This window comes from Rhodococcus sp. IEGM 1341 (assembly GCF_030056895.1).
Lineage (GTDB): Bacteria > Actinomycetota > Actinomycetes > Mycobacteriales > Mycobacteriaceae > Rhodococcoides.
The window spans coordinates 105363-132336 of the sequence record NZ_JASHKV010000011.1; the positions used below are offsets into that span (position 1 = coordinate 105363).

The following is a 26974-nucleotide window of genomic DNA, read 5'->3' on the forward strand; positions in this document are numbered from 1 at the left end:
AGCCCGTCAGTCGTCGAGAGGTAACCATGTTCTCTGCCCCACCGGTCGGTCGGCGTTTCACTCGCCGCGCGTCCCTGCTGTCCGTCCTCGCTGTGTCGGCCCTGGTGGTCGGCGCGTGCTCGTCTGCCGACACTGCCGAGCCCGAGCAGTCCAGCGATTTTGCGGCCGTGACCATCGATTCGGCTCTGGGGCAGGCCGTCATCACCGAGAAGCCCGAGCGCATCGTGACTCTCGGTCAGGGGTCGGCCGAGACCGCGATCGCATTGGGTACCGTCCCGGTCGGCGTCGAGGAGTACTCGTGGGGTGCCGACGAATCGGGATATCTGCCGTGGGTTCACGACGCAGTCACCGAGTTGGGTGCCGAACTTCCCGAACAATTCACCGGTGGAACCGAACTCAATATCGAATCCGTTGCAGCCCTCGAACCTGATCTGATCCTGGCTCCGTGGTCGGGAGTGACGCAGGATCAATTCGACAAGATGAGCGCCTTCGCTCCGGTGGTCGCCTACGAGGAGCAGCCTTGGACGATCACCTGGGAAGACCAGATCACCGTCATCGGCAAGGCCATGGGTGAGGAGCGGAAGGCTGCGGAGGAGATCGAGAAGATCAAGGCCCGCTTCGCCGACGCCACCACCGATCATCCCGAATATGCCGGAGTGAGCTTTTCGTACACCTACAACACCGGGCCGGGGACGCTCGGGGTTTTCCTCGCCGACGAGCAACGCGTCGCGATGGTCCGCGCACTCGGCTTGCAGGTCGATCCGGTGGTGAACACCTTCGACGAGACCGAGGGCACCGACTCGGCGGTCATCGGATTGGAGAACGCGAATCTGCTGAACGACTCGGACTTGATCTTCACCTTCTACTCCGATCCGCAGAACCGCACCGACACCGAGAATCAGCCTGCTTACCAGCAGATTCCGGCTGTGTCCCGCGGTTCGGTCGTTGCGCCGACGGATCAGTCGTTCGTCACCGGGTCGTCCATCATCAATCCGCTGACGGTGCCGTGGGCACTCGAGCGATACGTGCCGATGATCGACGAGGCGGTCGCGAAGGTGGACGCGAACTAGGTCAAAACACCTCGCGCTGTCGTTCCTGTTGCAACACCTGCTCGAGGTGATGTGGCACGACCGCGGTGACGGATCCTTGATTCGACCGAAGTAGCTGCCCGGTAATCTCTTCCAGCCCCGCACCGTGTTCTCGGTGCGGGGCTGGAGCTTTTCTTGGGGCTTATGCGATGTGGGGGCCTGCTCGGGCGTGGGATGGTCTGGGTTGTCGGTAGGGGTCGACGGTGGCTGGTGGTACGAACCAGGGGTGGTTGTCGGTGCCGATGAACACCTCCCAGTCGCTGTGGTGCATGAGGCGGTGGTGGAATCCGCAGAGCAGGACCAGGTTGTTCATGTCGGTGGGGCCGCCGTCGCCCCAGTGCCAGATGTGGTGTCCTTCGGTCCAAGCGGCGGGTTTTCCGCAGCCGGGGAATGCGCAGCCGTGATCGCGGGCGGTGAGGGCTTTGCGTTGTTTGGCGGTGACGGTGCGTGCGGTGCGGGCGAGGTTCAACGGGTTGCCGTGCTCGTCCATCACGATGGCAGTGAGGACGCAGTCGCAGGCCAACTGGCGGGAAGTGTTGCGGGAGAGCGGTCCCATCCACGGCAGCCACCCGACCGAAGTGCCGTCGCCGAACAAGTCGTGATACGCGCCAGGATCCGCTGCACGGCGGTCACCGCCGGTGTCACTGTCAGTGTGGGCGGTTCCGGTGTCCGACTCTGCCGTGTCGGGGTGAATTGGTACGCCGGTATTGATGTCGACCGGATCTGCTCGGTCGGTGTCGGATTCTGTTGCTGCGCGCGAGTTTTCGTCGTCGGTGATGTCGTCTTCGTCGCCGCGGCTCTGGAGGTCGGTGAGGTCCTGCAGCCGGATGTGCAGGTTCAGGTGCGGGCGTTCACCGCCTTCGATGGGGCGGTTACTGGAGGCGAGGTATTGGTCGAGGATGTGTCCGAAGGCGTCGGCTCTGCGCTTGGCGGGACTGCGGTCGTCTTGGGTGCCGTCGGCGGCGGGGCGGGGTTCGGTCAACGGGGAGAGTGCGGTGAGCAGCTTCTCTCCGGTGATCGCATCGAAATCACCTTTCAACACCAGCCGCCCGTTCAACGTTTTGGATGCGAAGAATTCGTTGCGGTCGGTGTCCTCGGCGGGTGGTTTCTTCTTGCCGAAGCTGTCTTCGAGTCTGGTGATCGCTGCACGAATCCGGCCGGTGCGCGCTTCGGGCCCGGTGGCGGCGGCTATCAGAGCTTTACGCGCGACATCGCGACCCTCTTCCGGCAGGTTCTCCGGGGGTGTTTCGGCGAAGGTCAGGATCAACGCGGCGTGATCGACGGACATGACGCCTGTGTTTACGGCGTCGGCGATGTCGGGAAATGCAGCCATGCCGCGGGCGAGGGCGACGATCTTGTTTGCTGTGGACGGTGAAAGCAGGGTGGTGGAGGTCAGCCAGCCGGCGGGTCCGGGGAAACCGAGCTTCTCCCGCGAGACGCGGGTGTCGATTTCGGCGACGAGAGCGATACGTCGGGCTTCGAGCAGCTGGATTTGGTGGGAGACGGCGGCGGCGTCGGCGAGGAGTTCGCTCTCGCTCAGTTGCCAGATCTCCGTCGTCATGGGAGCAAGTGTATCGAACGAGTGTTCGATTCGCAATGATAGTCGAATCTGAAACTGTTGCCGTGCATAAGGATTCGTGAATCGTAACCTGTCGGTGGCGCGTGGTGGATACGCGATTTCTCCGACGATCGCACAAGACCGCCATTCGTCGGCGAGAAGTACGCTCGAACATCGATGCATGTGGACTGACCCATCGACCCTGAACGTTGCCCAAGTGCCGGGTCGGGGTGAGACATCCAATTCTGCGGCAATGTGGTTTCGCGGTGACGATTCGGTGCGGAGCGCGATGCTCACAAGGGTCAGCTCGGTATTGCAGTCGGCGGCGACGTCGAACCGACGCACCGATGATTAGCTAATTCTGCTGCCATACTTAGCTATTCGGGGACTTCCTATGAATCAGGTGGACTGGGTTCACTGGCGGGTGAGGCAGTTTCCTTGGATCACGGTCGGCCCTCACGGCAGCATTTCGGCCGGCGCGCCGTCAGCACCCACGACTCCGGACAGGGCAATGCTGCTCTCACTGCTGCCTGGTCTCCTCGCGAGTGGAGGCTCCCGGGTTCGAGAACTCAACGCGTCAGTACACCTCGCGTTGCCGTTCCTGTTCCAACACTTGCTCGAGGTCGCTCAATCGGTTCATCGACGACACCTGTCTCGCCGTACGGTGATTGAGTGCCAACATCTCTCGATGCCGGTGCACGAATGCCCAGTAACCGGCAGTGAACGGGCATGCGTCGTCGCCCAGTCGCTTCTTCGGGTTGAATTCGCACGGCTTGCAGTAGTCGGTCATGCGGTTCAGGTACGCCCCGCCCGAGGCGTAGGGCTTGGTGGCGATCACGCCGCCGTCCGCGTGTTGACTCATGCCGATCACGTTCACCGGCATCACCCAGGCGAACCCGTCGACGAAAGCCGTTGCGAACCAGTCGGTCAACGCCCGCGGATCCCAGGCATGTTGCAGCGCAAAGTTTCCCAGGATCATCAGTCGGGGGATATGGTGCACCCAGCCGCGCTCGCGCACGCCGTCCACCGTGCTGGACAGGCATTTCGAAACCACAGCGTCGCCGTCCAACTCGAGCAGCCAATCCGGCAGTGGCTCATGGGCTTCGAGCTTGTTGTGTTCGAGATACTCGGGCCCCAGATGCCAATACAGGTGCCACACGTATTCGCGCCAGCCGAGGATCTGGCGAACGAAACCCTCCACGCTCGCCAGCGGGGTGCCGTCGCGGTGGGCGTCCTCGGCGGCGTGCGCCACGTCCAGCGGCTGCAGCAGGCCGAGGTTCAGCGGCACCGACAGCAGCGAGTGAGACATCGTCCAGTCGTCGGCCATCACCGCGTCCTCGTACTTGCCGAAGTCGTCCAAGCGATAGTTCACGAAGTGCGCCAAGGCTTCCGACGCCTCAGAAGCAGTCACCGCAAACACGCGAGGTCCGTCGACTCCGACGGTGTCGAGGTCCCACGAGTCGAGGTCGGCGCGCACCTGATCGTCGATGTCATCCTCGGTCGGCCACCACGGTTCTTCGACACCCAGGGTCAGGCGTCCCTTCGGCGGCGGCGACTGATTCTCGGCGTCGAGGTTCCACTTTCCGGAAACCGGTTCGGAACCGTCCATCAACACCCCGAACTTCTTGCGCTGCTCCCGGTAGAACGTCTCCATCCGAAAGGTGCCGCGTTCGGCTGCCCACTCCGCGAACTCGGCGCGCGGGAGAGCGAACATCGGCGTCGGAAGAATCTCCGAGACCAGTCCCTCCTCGTGCAAGGCGGCTACGAACTTCTCGGCCGCATGTGAGGTGGGCTCGAAAACCACTACGGGCTTGCCGTACTCGGCCAACCCTTCCCGGTACGTCTCGGTCTGCAGGTAGGTGACGCGATCGCCCAGCTCGTCGGCCAGATGACGCATCCCCGACAACACGAGATGCAGCTTCTGCCGGTGGTATCTCCGACGCCGGAACACGCGCCGGGACTCGATCATCAGCACATCCCGGTCGGCATGCTCGTCAACCGAGTGAAAGTGCGGACCGAGCTGATCACCGAACAACCACAGAGCGTCCATGCACCCAGTGTTCTCCCGCCGCCAGTCTGGCAAACCAGCATCCGGCACATGGCCGTCCGGTGAACACTGTGGCCGACCCAGGTGCGCCTTACTTGACCACCGACGATCCATCGCATGGACTGACCCGATGCACGCTGATTCTGCGCTTTCCAGAAGGACGTTTCTTCGCTCGTCGTCGGTGGCCGTCGCGGTGGCCGGAGTCGCCACGACGCTGCCGGCAATCGCACACGCGCAGGGCAGCGATCAGGGCTTCCTGCACGGAGTCGCATCGGGAGATCCGTTGCCCGACGCGATCGTCCTCTGGACCCGCATCACCCCCACGCCCGACGCCACCCCGGGCTCCGGCGTCGGCCCGCAGGTATCGGTGACGTGGCGGATTTCCCGCAGTGCAGACATGGGCGACGTGGTCTCCTCCGGAACCGTCGCAACCGGCCCCGACACCGACCACACCGTCAAGGTCGACGTCGACGGCCTGGCTGCAGACACCACGTACTTCTACGATTTCCGGACGAGCGACGCGACGTCGGCCGTCGGGACCACACACACCGCACCGCGCAACGATGCCGACGTCGACGCGATGCGCTTCGGTGTCGTCTCGTGCTCCAACTGGGAGTCGGGTTACTTCGGTGCGTACCGGCATCTTGCCGCCCGGGGAGACCTCGACGCCATCGTCCATCTCGGTGACTACATCTACGAGTACGAGACGGGCGGGTTCCCTGGCCGCGACGGGGTGATCCGGCAGCATTCGCCCACCCACGAGATCGTCACGCTCGCCGACTACCGGCAGCGCCACGGCCAGTACAAGTCCGATCCCGATCTGCAGGCCGCGCACATCGGCGTGCCGTGGATCTGCACGTGGGACGACCACGAATCCGCCAACGATGCCTATGACACCGGCGCGCAGAATCACACCCCGGGCACCGAGGGCGACTGGTCCACGCGCAAGGCGAATTCGGAGCAGGCGTACTACGAGTGGATGCCGGTGTGCGCGGCAGGCACGGCGACCAACCGTCACCTCTACCGTCGGCTGCGGTTCGGCAACCTCCTCGAACTCTCGATGCTGGACCTACGCACGTACCGCTCGCAGCAGGTGTTGCCGTTCAACGGGCCCGAGGTCGATTCTCCCAACCGGACCATCACCGGCGCGGAGCAGATGCAGTGGCTCACCGACGGCATCGTCTCGTCGCCGACGCAGTGGAAGATCGTCGGCAACCCGGTGATGATCACACCCACTCTCATCCCGCCGCTCGATCGCGACGCAGCCAGGGCCGTCACCTCGCTGCTCGGCATTCCAGAGGGCGGTCTGCCGTACAACGCCGATCCGTGGGACGGCTACACCGCCGACCGCCGGAAGCTCCTCGGTGCCATCGTGGACGCAGGCGTCGACAACACCGTCTTCATCACCGGCGACATCCACTCGGCGTGGGCCTGCGAGGTACCCCTCGACGCGGCGCATTACGCAACTACGGAGCCCGCTGCCACCGAGCTGGTCGTCACCTCGGTGAGCTCGGCCAACATCGACGACCTGACGCGTACTCCGCCGCACACGCTGGGCCGAGTCGCCGAGGAGGCGTTCAAGGCGCTCAACCAGCACGTGAAGTTCGTGGACCTCGACAGCCACGGGTTCGGCGTCTTCGAGGTCACCAGGACGGCGGCTCGGATGGACCACTGGTTCCTCACCGCCAAGGAGGATCCGCAGACCGGCGTGTACTGGGGAGCGGGCTTCACCGTCGACTCGGGCACTCAGCGCGTCCGGGCGGCGGCACCGCCTGCCTGACAACGCGCCATACTGGTCGGCGTGGCTGTACCGAAAATCGTCCTGTTCTACGTGTTCACTCCGCTACCCGATCCCGAGGCGATCCGGTTGTGGCAGCAGACGCTGGCCGCGTCCAACAACCTGACCGGACGCATCCTGATCTCCGAACACGGCATCAACGCGACGGTGGGCGGTGATGTCGACGACGTCAAACGGTACGTCCGCGGCACTCGCAGCTATCCGGCGTTCAAGGCGGCCGACGTCAAGTGGTCCGATGGACTCGGCGACGACTTCCCGCGGTTGTCCGTTCGCGTCCGAGACGAGATCGTCACATTCGGAGCCCCCGGGGAACTGAAGGTCGACGCCGACGGAGTGGTCGGCGGCGGTACTCACCTGAGCCCGCAGCAGGTGCACGAGCTCGTCGATTCCCGCGGCGACGACGTCGTCTTCTTCGACGGCCGCAACGCCTTCGAGGCGCAGATCGGCAAGTTCAAGAACGCAGTGGTGCCCGACGTCGAGACCACCAGAGACTTCGTCTCCCAACTCGATTCCGGTGCCTACGACCATCTGAAGCAGTCCCCGGTTGTCACGTACTGCACCGGGGGAGTGCGGTGCGAGGTGCTCTCGTCGTTGATGGTCGCGCGCGGGTTCGAGGAGGTCTACCAACTGGACGGCGGAATTGTTCGGTACGCAGAGACTTTCGGCGACGACGCGCTCTGGGAGGGCTCGCTGTTCGTCTTCGACAAGCGGATGGCGCAGAACTTCTCCGATCACACCGCCGTGATCGGTCGCTGCAGTGCCTGCGGCAACCCGACGTCCCGCTACCAGGATTTCGACGGCGACGCCGGCCGTGGTCTGCGGTTGATCTGTCTCGACTGCGCGTAGAGACATGCTGCCCTTCCGGGACGGTCTCGCTCCACTGAGACTGCTGTTGCCGCACGGTGATTCGGCCACCACCATCGTGGAGTATCTCGAACGTGAGATGCCCGAAGACGACTGGCGACGGGCCATGGGCGACGCCGAAGTGGTCGACGAGAAGAGCAGGCCCATCTCCGACGCGACGCGGTACCGCGCCGGCAGCCAGGTGTACTTCTATCGCGTTCCCGCACAGGAGGTTCCGGTTCCGTTCGAGATCGGCATCCTGCACGAGGATGAGAATCTGCTGGTGGTCGACAAGCCGCACTTCCTCGCCACCATCCCGCGTGGCCGACACGTCACCGAAACCGCGACTGTGCGGCTGCGCAGGCAGTACGACTGTCCGGACCTGACGCCCGCGCACCGACTCGATCGCGCCACCGCCGGGGTGTTGCTCTTCACCAAGACCAAGAATGCCCGACGGCCGTATCAGGAACTCTTCTCTTCCCGAAACGTCACCAAGGAATACGAGGCCGTTGCGGGATTCGATGCGTCGCTGGAGTTTCCCCGCGTCGTGCGCAGTCGAATCCTCAAAGAGCACGGGGTCATGACGGCATACGAGGAGCCGGGGGAGCCGAACAGTGAGACTACGATCGAACTGGTCGATGCGTTCGGCACAGCCGCCCGATATCGACTCTTCCCCAAGACGGGCAAGACTCATCAGCTGCGAATCCATCTGTCGTCGTTGGGAATTCCCATCGTGAACGACCCGTACTATCCGGTGTACACATCGGTCCCGGCAGACGACTTCGCCCGGCCGTTGCAGCTTCTCGCCCGGGCTCTGAATTTTACGGACCCACTCACCGGTAAACCCAGGCGCTTCGTCAGTGCCCGAACCCTCGAGCTCTGACGGCCCGGACCCCCCACCGACAAACGCGCGCGCATTCGCCAGACGCTCGCGGAACAGGTAACCATTCCGCGAGCATCCAGCAAACGCGCGCGCGTTTGCGAGAACCCCTACCCTACTTCGCCAGCGATCGCGCCATTCCGCGTTCGATGGCGGCGACCAGCTGCGGTCGTAGTTCGGCTGCGGGGACGATGTGGTGCACCGATCCGACGTTCTGCGCTCGCTGGATGTTGTGGATGGCCTCGAATTCGGCTGCCACTTCACCGAGTTTGGCGTTGCGGGCGTTCGCTCGGACGGTGGCGAGTTCGACGCGCAGGGCCGAGCGGGTGGCGTCGTCGTCTGCGGTGTTCAACCTGGCTTCGAGGTCCTTGACCTCGGAGTCGGCTGCGGTGCGGGCGTTGACGTCGCGGGTGAACACCACGGCTGCTGCCGGGGCACCGCCGAGCACGGAGGCGAAGGAGCCCTCGACGGCGAGGACTTCCATGTTGTCGTTGAGCGCTCCGGAGAACACCACGAACGCGCCGCCGTGGTAGCGCGAGACGACACAGAACACGACCGGTCCGTCGAAGTTGACGATGGCGCGGCCGATCTCGGCTCCGTATTCGAGTTGGATGTTGCGCAGCGATTCCGGTGATCCGTCGAAGCCGGAGAGGTTGGCCAGCACCACGATCGGCCGGCTTCCGCTGGCGGCGTTGATGGCGCGTGCGGTCTTCTTCGACGAGTTCGGGAACAGGGTGCCCGATGTCCACTGATCGGGGCCGTCGGACGGGAACCAGCCCTTGCGGGGGATGGCCCGCGATTCGATGCCGATGACGGACACCGGGATTCCGGCGAGGTGGGCGTCGAACACCACCGAGGTGTCGGCGTCGGCCATGTCGGCCCAACGTTCGAGTACCGAGTGGTCCTGGTCCACCACGGCGCGCATCACGGTACGAATGTCGAACGGCTTCTTACGGTCCGGGTTGGTGACCGAGGAGAAGATGTCGCCGACGGTGGTGAAGTCGCTCGACGGGTGCACGTGCGGGTAGGTGCGCACGTCGCGTTCGGTCGGGTCTGCGGTGGCCGCGCGGCGCGGGAAGCGTTCTCCTGGTGCGGCATACGCGTGGTCGTAGTGCGCGAACAGGATGTCGCACGCGGCCCGTAGGTTCGGTGCCCAGTACTGCGCCTGTCCGTTGGGGCCCATGACGCGGTCGTAGCCGCCGATGCCGAAGTTGTCCTCGGCCGAGACGCCGCCGGAGTAGTCCAGGGACTGCTTTCCGGTGAGCACCATCGCACTGTCGGGGGTCATCACCAGGATGCCCTTGGTGTGGGTGAGCATGGTGGCTTCGGCGTTCCAGTACGGCTGCGCGCCGACGTTGATGCCTGCGACCACGATGTTGATCTCACCGCCGGCCTGGGTGAAGGTGATGATGCGACGCAGTCCGCGGGAGACCCAGTCCATGTTCTCGGTGCCCGATTCCATGGAAATCGTTGCACCGGAAGACAACGCGAACCATTCGACAGGTGCGCCGAGTTGCTCGGCGAGGTCGATGGCCGCGACGATCCGCGAGCACTCGGCCTCGGCGACGGTGCCCAGTGCCTTGGTCGGGTCGCCGAACAGTGCGACGCGGGTGATGCCCTCGGGGTACTTGGCGGTGGGTGTGGTCGCGACGCCGACGATGACGCCTGCGGTGTTGCGGCCGTAGGGACGATCGACCGGTGCGAGCACGCCGTCGGCGTCGAAGTCGTACTCGGTGAACGTGCCGCCGTTGCTGCTGAGCAACGGAATGAGCTCGTACGGGTACACGGTGCCGCGGGCCTGAGACCGCTGCACCTTCTGGGTGTATTCGTCGAGGGGGCGCATCGGTTCGGTCGGCGGCGGGGTCACCTTGGCGACGATGCCTGCGCCTGATCGGTACGACAGGCGCAACGCGACCTCGCGTGGTGTCGCGCCGGGTGTTTCGGCGAGACGGGCGATGAGGGTGATCTCCTCGAGGCCGGCACCGATCGTCAGCGGCGCGATGTGCCGGGCGATGGTGGCGATGCGGTCGGCGGGGACGTTGAGTACCGGCCAGACGTAGAGCACGACGCGGTTGGCGTCGAGTCGCTTCTTGCCGCGTCCGGCCTGAGCGCGGCGGATGCCGTCGAGGCAGGCTGCGACGGTTCGTTCGAGCTCGGGTACGGCGATGATGTTGCCGGCGTCGTCCAACTGTGTTGTGACGCCGCGGATCTCGGCGAGTGCGACGAGCCGCTCGTCGGAGGGGTTGGCCTTCGACGTCAGGTGGAACAGGTACGTTCCGGCACTCGCGGGCAACCGAACACCGTCGAAGTTCTTCAGTCGCCACAGGTCCAGTCGCTGACCGGTCAGCGGGTGCATGTCCCGAATGATCGTGTCCTCGGCGAGAGGCTCGGATCCTTCGACCGTGGTGCGACGGTACGTCATCTTTCGGGCAGCGGACCCGAACGCTGTCACCGTCACGCGGCGCCAGCGGCCGGTGCCGGGGTGCGCGGCCAGCACGGCCTGAAGCTGGGCCGAGAGCTCGTCGCCGTCGGTCGGAGCGTCCGGCCAGGACAGGTAGAGGTCCACGGCCAGGTTCTCCGGAGCCGGTCCGGCGATGTCGTCGACCGAATCGAGAGTTGCTGCGAGCGAGGCGAAATCGGTTGCCGTCGATACCAGATGCAGCCGTTCGCCCGAGAGCTCGAAGTTGCCGGTGACGAAGTGCTTGCCGTCGCGGTCGAAGGCTTTGACGTCTTCGAGGGTGCGAATCTCGTAGTACTGGCGGGTGATCACTTCAAGCAGAGCGCCGGGATCGGTGATCCGTTGTGCCAGCAGTTCGATCAACGGTTCCGGGGTAGCGACGAGGGCTGCGATGCGGGCGGAGTAGTCGGCTGCGTCGGGGTTCTCGGCGAGGTACTGCAGGCTGCCGCGGACGCCGTCGTAGATCTTCTCGCGTGCACTGCGGATCTGTGGCTCGTCGAACAGCCGGAAGCGCAGGTTGCGGGCGACGTCGCCGATGACGGGGTAGCGGGCCTGGGTGGCACCGATGAGTCGCTCGAGTACCTCGGCCATGGCCGGGGTGGCTTCGGGCTGCGCCGAGCAGTCGCTGAGCCAGTGGCCGAGCAGGGCCGCAATGACCGGGACCTGGTTCTCCATGCGCTGCAGTGCCAGGAAGACGCGGTAGACGGCCTCTTCGAGTTCGGGGGTTCGGCCCTCGTCGAGGGCGGCGTCGTAATGCGCGAGCGCGCGAGTGAGCTTGCCGCGGAACGACTCCGGGAGCCCCTGAACGTCTGCGTCGAGCGAGTGCAGGAACGAGTGGAAGTGCTCGCGAGGGGAGTGGACGCGTTCGTCGTTGCTCTCCTCGTCCATCGTCGGGCGGTTGCGGGAGAGCTCGCAGATGTCGGCGAACGTGCCCAGCAGATCCAGCTCGGCGGAGACCAGTCCTGCATCGTTGCGCGGTACATCGGCACGCAGGGTCTCGTAGGTGGACAACAAGTTTCGGGCGCGGGCTCCGCTGACGTCGAAGCCGGTGATGAGGGCGGCGAGTTCGTCGAGTCGGTCCAGTGCCCGGCGCTGCGGCGAACGCTGCGCGGCGTCGTCGATGCCGCGGAACTGCACGCGCGGTGCCTGCTCGGAGACCTTCTGCTCACCGGCCTGATCGACGCGCAGCAGTGCCGCTCCGGCGTCGACCTGTCCGTTGACCGAGGCCAGAACCTCACGCACGGTGCCCGCGTAGGGGGACCGGACGGCGGTTTCCATCTTCATCGATTCGAGGACGACGAGGGTCTGTCCCGCTTCGACGTCGTCGCCGACGGCAACGGGCACGGCCACGACGACGGCGGGGGCCGGTGCGCGGACCAACCCGGCCTCGTCCTGGGAGATCTGGTGGCTGATGCCGTCGACCTCGACGAGGAAGTGCGCGGCTCCGGCGACGGTGACCACCTGGTAGCGACGGTCACCGATGACCAGACGGCTCTCGTACGTACCGAGACGTTCGAGATCGACCTGGAGATCACCGATGCCGTCACCGTCGATGATGTAGCGGTGTGTACCGGTCTGGCCGACCTCGAGCTTGTAGGCCTGGCCCTGGTAGTTCAGCTCGACGGTGCGGCCGATGGCATGGGTGGCGCGCGGACGGCCGCCGCGGGCGGAGTTGAGGAACGCGGTGCGCTCGCGGCCTTCCTCGGCGTCGTAGGCGTCGATGGCTGCGGCGACGATGGCGATGTCGGCAACGGCCGTCGGGCCCACCTGTGAGCCGGCTTCGGTGCGGTCGAGCCAGCCGGTGTCGGCGGAGGCGGAGATGACTTCCTCGCGGTCGAGCAGGCTCAGCAGGAACGACTTGGTGGTGGTGCCGCCGTCGATGACGACGGTGGTCTCCCGCAACGCGTTGCGCAATCTCGCCAGAGCCTCGCTGCGGTCGCGGCCCCAGGCGATCACCTTGGCGACCATCGAGTCGTAGTCGGGTGGAATCACGTCGCCCTGCGCGATGCCGGTGTCGACGCGGATGCCGGTGCCGAGGGGGAACTTGAGCAGCTCGACGGTGCCGGGAGCCGGCGCAAAGCCGTTGTCGGCATCCTGGGCGTTGAGGCGAGCTTCGACGGCGTGGCCGAACTCTGTGGGGCATTCACCGGGCAGTGCCTGGCCGTCGGCGACGAGGATCTGCAGCTTCACCAGGTCGATGCCGGTGGTGTACTCGGTGATGGGGTGCTCGACCTGGAGGCGGGTGTTGACCTCGAGGAAGGTGAAGATCTTCTGCTCGGGCTGGTACAGGTACTCGACGGTGCCCGCGCCCTGGTAGCCGGCGGCCTTGACGAGCTCGGCCGAGGCGGTCCGGAGCTGGTCGGCCTGCTCCTTGGTGAGCAGCGGCGAGCTGGATTCCTCGATGACCTTCTGGTTGCGGCGCTGGATGGAGCAGTCGCGCACGCCCGGTGCCCAGACGTTGCCGTGGCTGTCGGCGATCACCTGAACCTCGACGTGGCGGGCGTCGGTGACGAGCCGTTCGAGGAAGACGACGGGGTCGCCGAACGAGCGCTCGGCCTCACCCTGGGTGCGTTCGAGGGAGAGTTCGAGTTCGTCCTCGTGGAAGACCTTGCGGATACCGCGGCCACCGCCGCCGGAGCGGGCCTTGATGATCAGCGGGTACCCGATCGCCGCTGCGTGACGGCGGGCGTCGGCGCGGGTCTCGACGGGGCCACCGGACCACGGTGCGACGGGGACGCCGACCTTCTCGGCGAGGATCTTGGCTTCGACCTTGTCGCCGAGCAGACGCATCGCGTCGGCCGATGGGCCGATGAAGGTGATGTTCAGGCGGGCGACGAGATCTGCGAACGTCGGGTCCTCGGCGACGAAGCCCCAGCCGACCCACACCGCATCGGCACCGGACTCGACCAGTGCGGCTTCGAGGACGCCGTAGTCGAGGTAGGCCGATCCGGTCGCGGGCTTGCGCAGCGTGACCGCTTCGTCGGCCTGGCGGACGAACATGGCCCGCTTCTCCGCCTCGGTGTGCAGCGCTACGGTGCGGATGCCGTAATCGTGTTCGGCGTTGAGCTCTCGGACGGCTCGGATCAGCCGTACTGCTGCCTCGCCTCGGTTGACTACTGCAATCCGCTTGAACAACGTATCTCTCTTCGCTCGGTGTGGGCGCACCGCCTCGGTGCACTCGATGGAACGTGGATTGGTGCCGGCCATGTCAGTTTCTTGTTCGTCATTCGGCACTCCGATCGGCTCATTCTAACGGTAACGATGCCCTGTGCATCGCCAACGGCGTTCGGCGTGAGTGTGATTGATCACCAACATGTGAATCATATTCTGTGGCAATCACTTTGGTTGCGAACTTGCAACCGAGCTTTGTTCACCTTGTCAACGTACTCGCGAGTAGCGTTGGCGCGACGCGCAATTCGTCTTTCGGCGACATTCGTGGCTACCGGCGGGTACATTACCGGCGGGTACAACTCGAGCCGATCGGCTCGAGTTGCCCCGGTTCCCGTCGGGTGCGGTCTCCCTCACCTGTCGCCCTCGCTCACGCGCGGTAATCGCAGCGCGTTGACCCACAGTCTGGTCGCCGTCGCGAGCAGGTCCTCGGAGTCCACCGGTGGATGGCCGTCTGCGGCGTCGACGACGAAGTGATTGAACGCGAGTCGGCTGATCATCGAGGACAGGGCGCGGGAGGCGAGCAGGGGATCGAGTTCCGCGTCGGCCAGACCGCGGCTCTGCAGGCTCTCGATGCTGCGGGCGTTGCGCCTGACGAAGGCATCGGCGCGTTCACGGCGGAGGCGTCGGAACTCGGGATCGATGTTCGAGACCTGCTCGAGCAGTGCCATCAGCTTTGCATTGCGTCGGTAGGCCTCGAAGTACGCACGGTTGCTCGCGGCGATCACGGCAACCGGATCGTCGTGCGGGTTCACGCGTTCGGTCCCGGGATGCAGCATGTCGTCCCTGGCCTGCTCGAGCACTGCGGCGAGGATCTCTTCCTTGCTGCTGAAATAGGTGTAGAAGGTGCCGGCGGAGCATCGAGCGGCGCGGGTGATGTCGATCAGTCGGGAGTCGAGGTAGCCGCTGTCCTCGAAGACTCGACGCGCAGCCGCCACGAGCGAGGATCGGGTCCGCAGCCCGCGCGGGGTGGTGGGCAGTTCCCGATTCGGCAGCTCGTGGTCTGGCTCCGGCGCGGCAGGCATTCAGTCTTTATACGTCATCGCTCGCGAGCATCCGGGCGGATGAACCGGGTGAATCTCACCCCGCTGTCGAATTGGCGTGATTCGAGGTGCTCGAACCGCTGCGCAGGGAACGGATCGGGACCGATGCCGGACGAGAACAGGCCGATGCCCCTGCCGAGTACGACGGGATTGACCTTGAGGAACAGCTCGTCGATCTCGGGGAGCAGTTGACCGGCCAGGTTCCCGCCGCCACAGATCCAGACGTCGAGATCGGAATCCTCGGCCTTGAGGGCTCTGACCAGTGCGATCGGATCCTCGTTCACGACGGTGAGGGTGGGGTCGCTCGACGGGGCGAGTGTGCGCGAGAGGACGTACTGGCGCAGGTGGGGATAGGGGCTGGCGATACCGACGTCGAGTGCCGGTTGCAACGTCTCGCGGCCCATGACGATGGTGTCGAATCGAGCGGGCGGACCGTCCAGGCCGAACATGGCCCGCACGTGGACCGGCAACGTCTCGGGTAGCTCTGCCACGATGGCATCGAGGTGATCGCCTTCGGGCACGAAACAGTCGTAGTTGCCATCCGGTGCAGCGATGAATCCGTCGAGGGTGACGGCGATGTAGTAGACCAGCTTGCGCATTCGGCTCCTGTCGAGGTCGACGGGTGAGTACCCGCTGGGCCGGCCGGGGTCGGTCCGCTGTGGAGAATCCAGCGTGGCGAAGACGGTCTTTGTGACCCAGCACTAGAACGTATTTTGTGTGCTCAGGAGGCGATGAACAACTGGTTTTCAGCGGCTAGTGTGGCCCGGGTGTGCAAACACCGTCCCTGAAATGGACGACCATTCGAGTATTTGTGGGGAAACTGTGACGGCTGCAGCGGCTACCGGTCGTGAACACGACGACGAGCTCAAGAGCAGGGTTCGGCGCCTGCTGAGCTTTCTTCGTGAGATCGTCGAGTCGCGGTCGAACCCGGTGCTGCGTTTCGACGACCACGTGCAGGTCGAGTGGGTGCACTCCGGGGACGTGCCCGCGCAGCTCGACCCACGGGCCGAGCAGGGTGGGGTGGTCTTCCGTGCGCCGCGCATCGCGGTCGACGAGCCGCCCGAGCCGCCGGCGCTGCTGTCGGGTTGGCTCGACCCTGCGGTCGTTGCAGACAGCCGCTATCGCGAACTGGAGCTTGCCGACGCATCCTCACCGGCGTCCCGCCGTCGAGCGGAGGCGCAGGAGTCCGATGCCGACTTCGATATCCGCAAGGCCTACGAGATCAAGCGGGCCTTCGAGGAGTACTCGCACTCGTGGAAGGACTGGGCGCAGGAGGATCGCGACCGGCGTCCGCAGGCCGCTCTGTACCAGGCTCTGCAGCTGATGATGCAGGAGCTCGCGTCGCGACCCGAGTCGATCGAACTCGTGGTGGCCTCGGGACTGTTGACGTCGAGCAACATCGACCCGCAGCGCAGCGTGCGCACTCACCTGATCACGCAGTCGGCCAGCATCGAACGCGACGTGCGCACCGGTGACCTGCTGGTTCGCCTCGCCGCGAACTCCAACCCGCGGCTCGAGGACGGCCGGCTGCTGACCGGTTCGGGCGATTTCGACACCTCCGGCTCGGTCGCTCTGGCCCGAGAACTGCACGAGACCGTCACCTCACCCATCGGGGCCGGTGTCGAGCAGTTCCTGAGGAACTGGGCAGCGCGGGTGCCACGGCAGGAGATCGAGGTTCTCGATCGTGTCGGGCCGCCCGGGGCTCTCGCGTACATCGACGACGACCGCACGCTGACCGTCTCACCTGCCCTCGTTCTCCGCGTCAGAGACTCCTTCGCGCTGGTCGAGTACTACGAGCAGATGATCGCCGACCTCGAGTTCGCCGACTCGCCGGTGCCGTTGGGGCTCGCGCAACTGGTCGATGCCATCGAGCCCGCGGATCGAATGGCGTGGCTCGAACGCACGGGGGCGGGGGAGTCGGCCGCGCTGGCCCAGGATCCGCTGTTTCCGCTGCCGGCCAACGCCGAGCAGTCGCAGATCATGGAACGGTTGGGACGTGACAGCGGCGTAGTGGTCGAGGGGCCGCCCGGAACGGGCAAGACCCACACGATCGCCAACCTCATGTCCGGGCTGTTGGCGCGCGGTCAACGAGTCCTGGTCACTAGTGAAAAGTCACAGGCTTTGCGCGTGCTGCGGGACAAGCTCCCGCCGGAGCTGCAGGAGCTCTGCGTGTCCATCACCGACCTCTCGCGCGGTGGTTCGGACGAGCTCAACCGTAGCGTCGCGAAGATCGCCGAGCGCAAGACCTCGTTCGACGAGGCCAGCGAGGTGCGAAAGATCGAGGCGCTGACGACGCAGCGCGGCTCGGCTCTGGCCCGGCGGGCCGAGTTGCTCGATCGTGTCAGCGCGCTTCGCGAGTCCGAAACCGTTGTGCACGAGTATGTTTCCGACGGATACGACGGCACGGTGTCGTCCATCGTGCGCAAGGTCAAAGCGGCCGAAGGTGCCCACGAGTGGCTGCCGGGCCCACTGCTCGCCGATCGACCACCACTCGACGGTGCCCGGGTCGATCAGCTTCGCAAGCTCATCGCCGGCTCCGACGGCACTCGCGAACTTCGCTCGCGCCAGGTGCTGCCCCGTCCCGAGACGATGCTGCCGAATTCGGCCGAACTCACCTCGCTCTGCCGGCGCGCGGGCGCACGAAGCGACAGTCTCTCGCCCCAGGCGGCGGAGCTCGTGGCGTTGCTCGACGGCGTGGAACCCGCGGTGTCGTCGGAGATCAGGCAACTGTGCGAGGAGCTCGCCGCCCGAGTGCGAGCGGTCGTCGAACTCGACGGCTCCTACCCACGACTGACCGATTCCGTGCTGTCCGGCGAGGCCGCCCACCTGTGGTCTCGGGTCAGCGGAATCGACGCCATGGTCGAGACGGCGGCTGCGGCCGATCGCTACGTCGGTGCGCACGATGTGCAGTGCTCGTCGAGCTCGTCGGCGGCACTGACGGCAATGGATGCGTTCGCCGGCGCGCTGGAGTCGGGTATCGAGTGGAAGCCCCGGTTCCGTCGCAGCGAGGAGCAGAAGGCCGTCGAGGCTCTCGACATCGTCGCCACCGTCGACGGGCAACCCGCGACGACGGCGATGGCCGCTCGTCTGGTGGCCGAACACATTCGCGCCCTCGAGACCGTGCAGACCGCCGCGGTGCTGCTGGCCGACCTCGCGATCGTCGTTCCGCTCGACGGCACGCGCTCGATTCGCGTCAACAACGTGGCGCGGATTGCCGACCGGCTGGGTCTGGTGTCTGCAGTAGTCGCCGCCCGCGACGCCCTGGTGCACCGGCTGTACACCATTTCGCCTGCGGCACCCTGGATTCGCAGCCTGACCGAAGCTCAGGAAGTCGCCGGGGCCGCTCAGGCCATCGCCACGCGGATCGACATCGATGCCGCACGTGCCGAGCTCGACGCCCTGCAATTCGCGGTCGCCACTCGCATCGATGCAGGGCCGTCGCCCGAGGGCTCGAATCTGGTGATTGCGTTGAGCACTGCGGATCCGTCGGAATTGGCTGCCGCCGTTGCGGCGTATTCGCAGGCGTGTTCCGAGCAGGAGGATCAGCTTCTGCTCCAATCGATGTCGGCGGCGCTGTCCGAGGTCGCACCCGCGTTGTTCGACTTGGTCCGGGACACTGCTGGCGATGTCGAATGGGATGAGCTCAGCTGGCAGATGTCCAAGGCCTGGGCGTGGCGTCGAGCACGCGAGTGGGTCGGTGAGCAGCACCACGGGGGGCTCGAGCAGCAATTGGAAGCGGAACTGGCCGCTGCGGATACCGACATCGCTCACCTCACCACACGTCTCGCGGCCGCCAGCGCCTGGCGTAACAGTCTCGAACGGATGACTGCCGTCGAGGTGCGTGCGCTGCAGACCTACCGCGAGCACATCTCCAGCATCGGTTCGGGGGCGGGTAAGTACGCCGAAACCTACCGCAGTGCAGCACGATCGGCGATGCGTGAGGCACAGAGCGCGGTGCCCGCCTGGGTCATGCCACTCTCCCAGGTGCTGGCATCGATTCCGCCGGTACCGGGCAGTTTCGACGTCGTCATCGTCGACGAGGCGAGTCAGGCCGACATCACCAGTCTCTTCCTGCTGTACCTCGCGCCCCGCGTGATCGTGGTGGGCGACGACAGGCAGTGCGCACCGGCGGACGTCCCGCAGGCCGGCACGCTCGACGACGTGTTCGATCGGTTGGACGTCTATCTGCCCGATCTACCCGAGCACGTGCGGGCGACGCTGACCCCGAGGTCGAGTCTGTTCTCGATGCTGCGCACCAGGTTCGGTCAGGTGGTGCGGTTGCGTGAGCATTTCCGCTCGATGCCCGAGATCATCAACTGGTCGAGTCAGCAGTTCTACGGAGACTCCCCGCTGGTTCCCGTGCGACAGTTCGGTGCGGATCGGCTACCGCCGTTGCGGCACAGTTACGTTCGCGGAGCGACGGTGACCGGGAAGAATGCCTCACTGGTCAACCGTACCGAGGCCATCGCGATCGCCGAGCAGATCGCCGATTGCCTCGAAGACTCCGCGTACGACAACCTGACCTTCGGAGTGGTTGTGCTGCAAGGTCAATCGCAGGTCGACGAGATTCGCAACGAGTTGATCGAACGGATCGGCATCGAACAGTGGGAACAGCGTCGGCTTCTCGTCGGTACGCCGCCGGACTTCCAGGGCGACGAACGCAACGTCGTGTTCCTGTCGATGGTGGTGGCACCCGATCAGAATTTCGCCAGCCTCACCGCCAATCAGTACAAGCGGCGGTTCAACGTGGCAGCGTCGCGGGCACAGGATCAGCTGTGGCTCTTCCACTCGGTCACGGTCGACCGTCTCAAGCGAGCGGACCTGCGCAACTCGTTGCTGAGCTACGTCACCTCCGTCTCGCCCGCGCCGGCCGATCCGATGCCGGTCGATGTCTCTCGCGAGGTCCGGCAGGCACCCTTCGAGACGTTGCTCGAGCAGCAGTTGTGGAACGACCTCGTCGAGCGAGGTTTTCACGTCAATCCTGGTGTGGAGGTGAACAACAGGCGTCTCGCGCTGGTCGTCACCGGCGACTCCTCGCGTCTCGCGGTCGAGTGCGACGGCGACACGTTCCTGTCGACACCGGCTCAGCGGTTGGCGGATCTGCAGCGTGAGCAGGAGCTCAAGCGCTGCGGTTGGACATTCTGGCGGGTGCGTGAATCCGAGTACTACCTGGACCGCGAAGCGGCGCTGGAAAGTCTCTGGGCCACATTGGCCCGTCTGGGAATCGAGCCCGACAGCGTTGTCGTGGACGGCCTCGAGAGCTTGGACGAGGCCTGGACCCCGGTACCGCTCGAGCCCTCGCAGTTCGACGATTCCGGCGTCTTCGAGACGTCCACGCACGCAGACTCACCCGCGCGCCACGAGTCGGTGCTGTCGCCGTGGACCATGCCGCGCATGGACATACCGAGCGACGAGCCGTCCGCATCGGACGCTCGGGGAGGAGCCCACGCAAGATCTGCACCGACGACGACCAACGGTTCCGGAACCACCAACGGGGCCGCAGTCGAGAACGGGTCGGGCATCACCAACGGTTCGGGACCGACCAGTGGCTCGGCGATGACCACCGGATCCACCCCCACCAAGGACGCAGAGAGCGGTGCGTCCGCGCAGGTGCTCGGCACCGAGGCGAGCAGCGACTCGGCCACCGAGGTCGGCGAAACCACGAACAGCACGGCAGCGGCCACGGACCGGATCGGGGAAGCCGACGAGACGGTCGCACAGGACGAGGCTGCACCCGGGGACGAGGACGTCGCCGAACACGAGTTGCCGCTCAACGGACTTCGCGGATACACCACCCGCCGTCGGCCGTAGCTCTCGCTCACGGAAGGCCGGTTCGGCACCCGCGCTCGAGCAGCGAAGCCGACGTAGTCTTGGCCTCGGATTGAGTGCACGTACGAGTGAAGAGGGTTCGACGCCGATGACAGATCGACAGACGCAGAAGCCGGAACAGTCGGTCGCACCGGACGGGTCGACGCGGCCGCGCACTCGGCGGATCGTCGTGCCGGCTGTCGTGTCGGTGGTCTGCGCTGTGCTTGTCGCGCTGCCGACCTGGACCGTCGTGTTCGCGGGCGCGCGGTGGCCGGTAGCGGCACAGTTGGTCGGCTCTGCGGTTGCGGTGGCCGTGTTCGTGGCACTGCCTGCGGCGATGTATCTGGGCCACCGGCCGAGTGCAGAGGGGGCGTCCAAGGACGCGTGGGCGCGCGTCGGAGACGTGTTGTTGGGCTCGGTCTGGATCGCGTTCGTATGGTCGGCACTCTCGCTGGTGCTGCGGTTCGGCCTGTGGACGGCTGGGGTCGACGATCCACTTCGGTCGCGGATCGTGTCGGTGACAACCGTGGTCGTCGTTGCCGTGCTCGCGCTGTGGGGTCATTACGAGGCGATGCGTACGCCCCGCGTGCGACACACGACGGTCAGGATCGACCGGCTCGGGGCTCGATTCGACGGTCTACGAGTGGTTCTCGTGACCGACACGCATTTCGGCCCGCTCGATCGAACGACGTGGTCGCATCGATTGGCCGACGCCGTCAATGCGCTCGAACCGGACGTGTTGGCCCACGTCGGTGATATCGCCGACGGCTCGGTCGATCGGCGCAGGGCGCAGGCCGCGCCGTTGGAGGCAATGCTCGCGAGTGCGGCGCGCGTGTACGTCACCGGCAATCACGAGTACTTCGGCGAGGCGCAGGAGTGGCTCGATCACACGGAGGACCTCGGATGGAACTCCCTGCACAATCGCCACGTAGTGCTGCATCGCGGTGAGGACGCACTGATCATCGCCGGCGTCGACGACGCCACTGCGGCAGGGTCGGGTGCACCCGGTCACGGTGCCGATCTCGTTCGCGCACTTGCCGGAACCGATCCCTCGATGCCCGTGCTGTTGCTGGCTCACCAACCGAAACAAATCGGTGACGCTGTCGACGCCGGCGTCGACCTGCAGGTTTCGGGCCACACACACGGCGGTCAGATCTGGCCGTTCTCGGCCTTGGTTCGGCTCGACCAGCCGGTGGTGCACGGTCTGAGCAGACACGGCGGGCGAACTCAGCTCTACACCAGCCGCGGATCGGGATTCTGGGGTCCGCCTTTCCGGGTGTTCGCGCCCAGTGAGATCTCCGTTCTGACATTGGTCGCCGGCTGAGCGATCGGCACCTGGCAGTATCGGTGGGGTGAAGAGAACCGAAGAGGTCGTCGTTGTCGCAACCGATCTCGACGGCACCCTGCTGCGTTCGGACCGAACTGTGTCGGCACGAACGGCCGCCGCGATGGCTGCCGCAGACGCAGCCGGAATCAGGGTGGTGTGGGCCAGTGCTCGCGCGCGCCACTCCATCGACGAACTCGCTGCGTCCTGCGGATTTCGCGGGACGGCGATCGGTGCCAACGGGGCTGTCGTCCTCGACCTGTCCGACGGCTTCCCGGCCATCGTCGGCACCAGGTCGGTACCGGCCGAGACGGTGGCGTCGGCCAAGTCGGTCGTGCGCGCGCTCGTTCCCGGCGTGGCCTTCGCGACAGTCGGTGCCACCCGATTCGTGGCCGAGGCGCGGTACGCCGAGCTGTGCGTGTTCGCAGACCATCACCGGCAGCCGCGCGAGATGGAACTGTCGGAGCACGGTCTGTCGGTAAACGTCGAGCCGACGGTCAAAATCGTTGCTCGGCACAGTGATACGACGAGCGAAGAGCTGTACGAGCTGGTCGCCGCCGTAGGGGTGGACGGAGTGGAGTTGACTCATTCCGGTGCTCCGTACATCGAGATGTCCGCAGCGGGAGTCTCGAAGGCCAGTGCGCTGCAGGAGTTGTGCGAGCAGTGGGGGATATCTGCCGGTTCGGTTGCGGCAGTGGGGGATGCGCGCAACGATCTGCCGATGCTCACCTGGGCGGGTACGGCGTTGTGTCCGTCGAATGCCGCGGAGCCCGTGCGATCCGTCGTCGATCGAGTCCTCGAATCCAACGACGACGACGCCGTTGCGCGCTATCTCGAGGAGCTCACCGCGCGCCGAACGAAACTGTAACGTCCGGTCTGCTCGTCGCGACGCTGTATGAGAGGCTGGCCCCATCATCGGCAGAAGGACACCAGTGAGCTATCCAGATTCGGGCGACCCCTCGCAGCGCGCGTACGGACAGTACGGCGCGCAGCCGAATCCATCCGATCGAGTCCTTCCACCGCATTCGTCCGGTCCTGGTGCGCCGCATTCTCCGGCGACGGCGCAGCCGAGTGGGTACGGCGCGGTTCCCCGGCCGCCGGTGTTCGGCACCGGTGGCTTCCCTGGTTCGCCTCCACCTGGACCCCCGAGAAAAGGGAACGGTGGCATCTGGATCGTGGTGGCCGTTCTGACTGTGGTCGCAGTGATTCTCGGCGGCGTGTTCGGGTGGTTCATGCTGCGCGACGACGCAACTCCGGCGGTGGCGTCGGGTGCTACGTCCTCGGCAGTGTCCGACGGCGGTGTTCCAGGCGGTGAAACCGCACCGAGTGCCGAGAACTCACCGCAGCCGGGCCCGGCCACTCTGCCTGCGGGAGCGCAGACCTGCCCGGCGACCGTGGCGTCGAGCAGCGGACTTCGAGGCTCGGCGGTGGGGTCGACGGTCACGTCGTGCCCGTTCGCCGAGGAAGTTCGGTTGGCCTACACCAGGGCCGGTTCGGATCGGAATTCGCGGACCGTGGTGGCCAGCAGCCCGGTCACCGGCAAGCGGTACGACATGAACTGCGTCTCGTCTGCGCAGTTGGTGACGTGTACCGGTGGCGAGAACGCCGTTGTCTACCTCTTCTAGTTCGGCGCGCCGCGTCGGACGAGTCGGAGCGGTGGCTCTCGCGCTCTGTGCTCTGGTGTCCGGCTGCACCATCGCCACCGACGACGGCCCCGCGTCCGAAGCGCCCCTCGTGTCCGACACATCGGCTGCTCCTGTGCCACCGGAGTTTCCACCGACGTCCGATGCCGAAATATGGACCACTGCGCCTCCTGTCGAGGCGCTGCCGGCAGAGGATCTGGCCGCGGAGTTCGGGGCACTCGAGTCGACGGCGGGTGGGCCCATCGGCCTCGCTCTGGTTCCCGTCGGCGGCGGCCCGCCGACAGTGCTCGGCACCTGGACTTCCGGTTCGGCGTGGTCGACGGTCAAAGTGCCACTGGCCGTAGCCGCAATTCGTCGCGGCGGGGACGCGGTGGTTGCCGACGCCACCGCCGCCATCGAAAGCTCCGACAACGCAGCAGCCGAGAATCTGTGGGGTTCGCTCGGAGATTCCGCTGCCGCAGGTGGCGCAGTCGACGCGGTTCTGCGGCAGGGCGGTGACACTGCCACTGCGGTGCAGAGGGAGCGGATCCGTCCTGAATTCAGCGCATTCGGACAGACCGAGTGGTCGACGCAGGATCAGGCAACGTTCGCGGCGGGCCTGTCGTGCGTTCCGGACGCTGCACCGGTGGTCGAGATGATGAACAGTGTTGCGCCCGAGCAGCAGTGGGGCCTGGCGAAGATGTCCGATGCTGCCTTCAAAGGAGGCTGGGGGCCGAGCGTCCGAGGCGGTTACGACGTCCGGCAGGTCGGTATCGTCACCACTGTTGCCGGTCGAGTCGGTGTGGCGATTGCGGCGCAACCGAATTCGGGTTCGTTCACCGACGGAACAGCAATGCTCGACGCGGTCGGCAGCTGGTTGGAGTCGCACAGCAACCAGCTCCCTGCCGGTCACTGCCTCTAGGACCTGCTGACGAGCGGACCGGCGCGGGTAGCCTCTGGCGTGTCAGTGAATCGTGCACCACGAAAGGCATTGCTGTGAACGACGCCCTGTCGACGGAATCGTCCGAGCCCACCACGATCGCCGAGTACCTCGACGCACACTCGTTGCGCGTGTCGCCGCTCGACGGTGCCGCGGCGGCCGAGCTCGGCATCACCGTGCCGATTCCTGCGGGATGGCAGACGCTCGATCCCGCACAGTTCCCAGGGGCGACCCAGGTGATCGTGGAACCGAACCTCGTGGAGAACGGTTTCGCACCCAACGCGGTGCTTCTGGTCGGTGCGTTGTCGCGCACGATCGACCCGGAAGCGTTGATGGCATTGGGTTTCGGCGACGGACGTGCGATGCCCGGATGGGTGGAGCGCGAGGCGAGTACAGCGTCGTGGCTCGGCTGGCCGTCGCGATTCATTCGGGGTACGTACGTCGCGCAGCAACTCGAAGCCGCCGTGACGACGCGGTATGTCGTGGTAGGCGTCGATACTCAGTACCTCGTGCAGTTGACGGTGACGACGTTGGCGTCGCAGCTCGATGCGTTGGCCTTCGACGTTGCCGCGATCAACGACGGTTTGACCACGAGTACGTAGAAGATCGCGAGCCCCTGTGTCCGACGCACAGGTCCGACTAGGGTCCTTTCCATGTCGATGAGAACCGGTCGCGTCCGGCACCTGTCGGTGGTGCCGAATTTGTCCGACACCGACGAACCGGCCGACGACACCGCGACGGAAGCCAGTCGGCGACGCTTGGTGAACCTGGTGCTTCGGGTGACCGTGGATCACACTCGGCCACAGATTTGGCGTCGGGTGCGGGTGCGCTCGGACCTGCTGCTGTCCGAGTTGCACGCGGTTCTGCAGAGTGCCCTCGGATGGGAGGACCGGCACCTGCATGCGTTCAGCGTCAGGACCGCCGGTGCCACACGTCGATTCGAGATGGAGGAAACGCTCGACGACGAACCGGACGACGACGCGTCGAGCGAGGAGCGAGTGCGGGTCGACGACGTACTCACTGCACCGGGTTCGACGATGACGTACGAGTACGACTTCGGTGACGGATGGACACACACCATCTATCTGGAGCAGATCGATTCCGATATCGACGACCTCCGATCCGTCTGTCTCGACGGGGCGCGCGCCTGCCCACCCGAGGAGTCCGGCGGGCCTTCGCGGTACGCCCAGTCGCTCGAGATTGCCGCCGACACGTCCGATCCCGAGCACGCGGCGCTCATCGCACGATGGGGCGCGGGCTTCGACCCTGCTCGGTTCGACGTCGATGCGGTCAACGCGGTGCTGCACTCGTTCGACGTAGGGCGTTCGGTGCTCGCCGAAGCGGTGGCCGCGGCCCCGGCCATCGGAAAGCTGTTCGACCGGGTGCGTCCTACGGAGGTGCCGTCACTGATGGCGTTGCTTCCGCGATGCGAACTCACCATCGAGAGTTCGGTCGATCTGCCCGTCGCAGAGGTGGCGATGGCCAAGTTCACGTGGTTTCTGGACAGAATCGGTGACGACGGAGCAGACCTGACCGGTGCCGGCTACCTCAAGCCCGCGTTCGTAGCTGCGATTCGTGAAGAGCTCGATTGGGGTCTGGGGTGGGTAGGGCCGAGCAATCGCGAGATCGACCATCATCAGGTCAGCGATCTTCGCGACGCGGCGCGGCACCTCGGGTTGACCCGAACATCGAAGGGTAGGTTGCTGCGCACCAAGCTCGGAGCGGCGTTGGCCGACGACCCGGTCGGCATGTGGCGACATGCGGCGTCGCGACTTCCTCTGGGGAAGGAGTCGTACGAGACCGACGCAGCGACTCTGTTCCTGATCTCCCTCGCGGCATCGGCATCGGCGACGCATCGCAACGCGATGTTGATCGAGACTGTCGCCGAATTGGGTTGGGCCAGCGAAGATTCAGGTGTGTTCGACGCTCAGTTCGCGGCGCAGGCCACGGTGAGCTTCCTCGATCTCATCGGTGCCCACGGTCCGCGGTTCTATTTCCGTCAAGAGGTCTCGGACTCGCCGAGCTGGTCTCGCAGGTTCGCGCGGGACGCATTGCTGAGCTGAGTCGCCGAGAAGTGGTCTCGCGGACTGCCGAAATGTGGCTCGGGCGACGGATGACCGCCGCTGAGCAGGCGATTTGCGTTGGTGTGGTTGGTGGCGTAACTTTTGTCGAGTCAGAGCGACGGACACCGACCCGGTCTTCACGGACTGGGTGAACGAGGTTGGACGTGTGGCCTGGCAGGTTTTATCCCCCAAGAGTCGGGCCTTGTGTCCGAGACCAAGCTGGGATAGGCTGGAACAGTTGCCCTTGAGGCCGACGGACTGTGTGTCTGTGGGTCGAGAGTGTGTGCGTGTTCTTTGAGAACTCAACAGTGTGTCGATGAATGTCAGTGCCGAA

General features: G+C 65.6%; 16 protein-coding genes. 11 read left to right on the forward strand and 5 right to left on the reverse strand.

Annotated elements, in window-relative coordinates; genetic code table 11:
• Nucleotides 1–26: 26 nt before the first annotated feature.
• Nucleotides 27–1070, forward strand: coding sequence for an iron-siderophore ABC transporter substrate-binding protein (locus QM615_RS20210; RefSeq protein ID WP_283347821.1), 1044 nt, complete (start codon nucleotides 27–29; stop codon nucleotides 1068–1070).
• Between the two features lie 160 nt (nucleotides 1071–1230).
• Here QM615_RS20210 and QM615_RS20215 read toward each other — a convergent pair whose 3' ends face one another.
• Entirely contained in the window at nucleotides 1231–2649 is a 1419-nt protein-coding gene (locus tag QM615_RS20215) for an HNH endonuclease signature motif containing protein (RefSeq protein WP_283347822.1), read from the reverse strand.
• A gap of 574 nt (nucleotides 2650–3223) precedes the next feature.
• On the reverse strand, nucleotides 3224–4696 hold the full coding sequence (locus QM615_RS20220; protein WP_283347823.1) for a cryptochrome/photolyase family protein: 1473 nt from the start codon (nucleotides 4694–4696) through the stop codon (nucleotides 3224–3226).
• 127 nt (nucleotides 4697–4823) lie between these two features.
• Here QM615_RS20220 and QM615_RS20225 point away from each other — a divergent pair, with 127 nt between their 5' ends.
• Genes QM615_RS20225 through QM615_RS20235 form a run of 3 tightly spaced genes read left to right on the forward strand, consistent with a single transcriptional unit; the run spans nucleotide 4824 to nucleotide 8217 of the window.
• Complete coding sequence (locus QM615_RS20225) at nucleotides 4824–6473, forward strand: alkaline phosphatase D family protein (RefSeq protein WP_283347824.1); 1650 nt, start codon at nucleotides 4824–4826, stop codon at nucleotides 6471–6473.
• A 21-nt stretch (nucleotides 6474–6494) separates the two neighbouring features.
• Nucleotides 6495–7337: an oxygen-dependent tRNA uridine(34) hydroxylase TrhO gene (trhO, locus tag QM615_RS20230; RefSeq protein ID WP_283347825.1), complete on the forward strand. Its 843-nt coding sequence runs from the start codon at nucleotides 6495–6497 to the stop codon at nucleotides 7335–7337.
• Nucleotides 7338–7341: 4 nt separating this feature from the next.
• Nucleotides 7342–8217 (forward strand): pseudouridine synthase, encoded by an 876-nt coding sequence (locus QM615_RS20235; RefSeq protein ID WP_283347826.1) that lies wholly within the window; start codon nucleotides 7342–7344, stop codon nucleotides 8215–8217.
• 112 nt (nucleotides 8218–8329) lie between these two features.
• Here QM615_RS20235 and QM615_RS20240 read toward each other — a convergent pair whose 3' ends face one another.
• From QM615_RS20240 to QM615_RS20250, 3 genes are all read right to left on the reverse strand, one after another.
• The gene (locus QM615_RS20240) at nucleotides 8330–13807 is read right to left on the reverse strand and encodes an ATP-binding protein (protein ID WP_283347837.1); all 5478 of its coding nucleotides are present in this window, start codon (nucleotides 13805–13807) and stop codon (nucleotides 8330–8332) included.
• 386 nt (nucleotides 13808–14193) lie between these two features.
• The gene (locus QM615_RS20245) at nucleotides 14194–14865 is read right to left on the reverse strand and encodes a TetR/AcrR family transcriptional regulator (RefSeq protein WP_283347827.1); all 672 of its coding nucleotides are present in this window, start codon (nucleotides 14863–14865) and stop codon (nucleotides 14194–14196) included.
• A gap of 14 nt (nucleotides 14866–14879) precedes the next feature.
• Nucleotides 14880–15482, reverse strand: coding sequence for a dihydrofolate reductase family protein (locus QM615_RS20250; protein ID WP_283347828.1), 603 nt, complete (start codon nucleotides 15480–15482; stop codon nucleotides 14880–14882).
• Between the two features lie 190 nt (nucleotides 15483–15672).
• Between QM615_RS20250 and QM615_RS20255 the strand changes: the two genes are divergently transcribed.
• The 7 genes from QM615_RS20255 (at nucleotide 15673) to QM615_RS20285 (ending at nucleotide 26640) form a co-directional block, all read left to right on the forward strand.
• Complete coding sequence (locus tag QM615_RS20255) at nucleotides 15673–20694, forward strand: PDDEXK-like endonuclease domain-containing protein (RefSeq protein WP_283347829.1); 5022 nt, start codon at nucleotides 15673–15675, stop codon at nucleotides 20692–20694.
• Between the two features lie 106 nt (nucleotides 20695–20800).
• Complete coding sequence (locus QM615_RS20260) at nucleotides 20801–22015, forward strand: metallophosphoesterase (RefSeq protein ID WP_283347830.1); 1215 nt, start codon at nucleotides 20801–20803, stop codon at nucleotides 22013–22015.
• 28 nt (nucleotides 22016–22043) lie between these two features.
• On the forward strand, nucleotides 22044–22883 hold the full coding sequence (locus tag QM615_RS20265; protein ID WP_283347831.1) for an HAD family hydrolase: 840 nt from the start codon (nucleotides 22044–22046) through the stop codon (nucleotides 22881–22883).
• A 64-nt stretch (nucleotides 22884–22947) separates the two neighbouring features.
• Nucleotides 22948–23640 (forward strand): hypothetical protein, encoded by a 693-nt coding sequence (locus QM615_RS20270; protein ID WP_283347832.1) that lies wholly within the window; start codon nucleotides 22948–22950, stop codon nucleotides 23638–23640.
• Nucleotides 23624–24559 (forward strand): hypothetical protein, encoded by a 936-nt coding sequence (locus tag QM615_RS20275; protein WP_283347833.1) that lies wholly within the window; start codon nucleotides 23624–23626, stop codon nucleotides 24557–24559. The genes QM615_RS20270 and QM615_RS20275 overlap by 17 nt, the downstream gene beginning before the upstream one ends.
• Nucleotides 24560–24633: 74 nt before the next feature.
• A complete protein-coding gene (locus tag QM615_RS20280) occupies nucleotides 24634–25179 on the forward strand; it encodes an LpqN/LpqT family lipoprotein (protein WP_149407987.1) in 546 nt (181 codons plus the stop codon).
• A 51-nt stretch (nucleotides 25180–25230) separates the two neighbouring features.
• Nucleotides 25231–26640, forward strand: a complete 1410-nt coding sequence (locus QM615_RS20285) for a plasmid pRiA4b ORF-3 family protein (RefSeq protein ID WP_283347834.1) — start codon at nucleotides 25231–25233, stop codon at nucleotides 26638–26640.
• The last annotated feature ends 334 nt before the right edge of the window (nucleotides 26641–26974 follow it).

Excerpts from the sequence above, each read along its gene's own strand:
- QM615_RS20285 (WP_283347834.1), top strand. The coding sequence starts at position 25,231 with ATGTCGATGAGAACCGGTCGCGTCCGGCACCTGTCGGTGGTGCCGAAT.
- QM615_RS20245 (WP_283347827.1), bottom strand. The coding sequence starts at position 14,865 with ATGCCTGCCGCGCCGGAGCCAGACCACGAGCTGCCGAATCGGGAACTG.
- QM615_RS20255 (WP_283347829.1), top strand. The coding sequence starts at position 15,673 with ATGGACGACCATTCGAGTATTTGTGGGGAAACTGTGACGGCTGCAGCG.
- QM615_RS20210 (WP_283347821.1), top strand. The coding sequence starts at position 27 with ATGTTCTCTGCCCCACCGGTCGGTCGGCGTTTCACTCGCCGCGCGTCC.
- QM615_RS20250 (WP_283347828.1), bottom strand. The coding sequence starts at position 15,482 with ATGCGCAAGCTGGTCTACTACATCGCCGTCACCCTCGACGGATTCATC.
- QM615_RS20215 (WP_283347822.1), bottom strand. The coding sequence starts at position 2,649 with ATGACGACGGAGATCTGGCAACTGAGCGAGAGCGAACTCCTCGCCGAC.
- QM615_RS20220 (WP_283347823.1), bottom strand. The coding sequence starts at position 4,696 with ATGGACGCTCTGTGGTTGTTCGGTGATCAGCTCGGTCCGCACTTTCAC.
- QM615_RS20260 (WP_283347830.1), top strand. The coding sequence starts at position 20,801 with ATGACAGATCGACAGACGCAGAAGCCGGAACAGTCGGTCGCACCGGAC.
- QM615_RS20225 (WP_283347824.1), top strand. The coding sequence starts at position 4,824 with ATGCACGCTGATTCTGCGCTTTCCAGAAGGACGTTTCTTCGCTCGTCG.
- QM615_RS20235 (WP_283347826.1), top strand. The coding sequence starts at position 7,342 with ATGCTGCCCTTCCGGGACGGTCTCGCTCCACTGAGACTGCTGTTGCCG.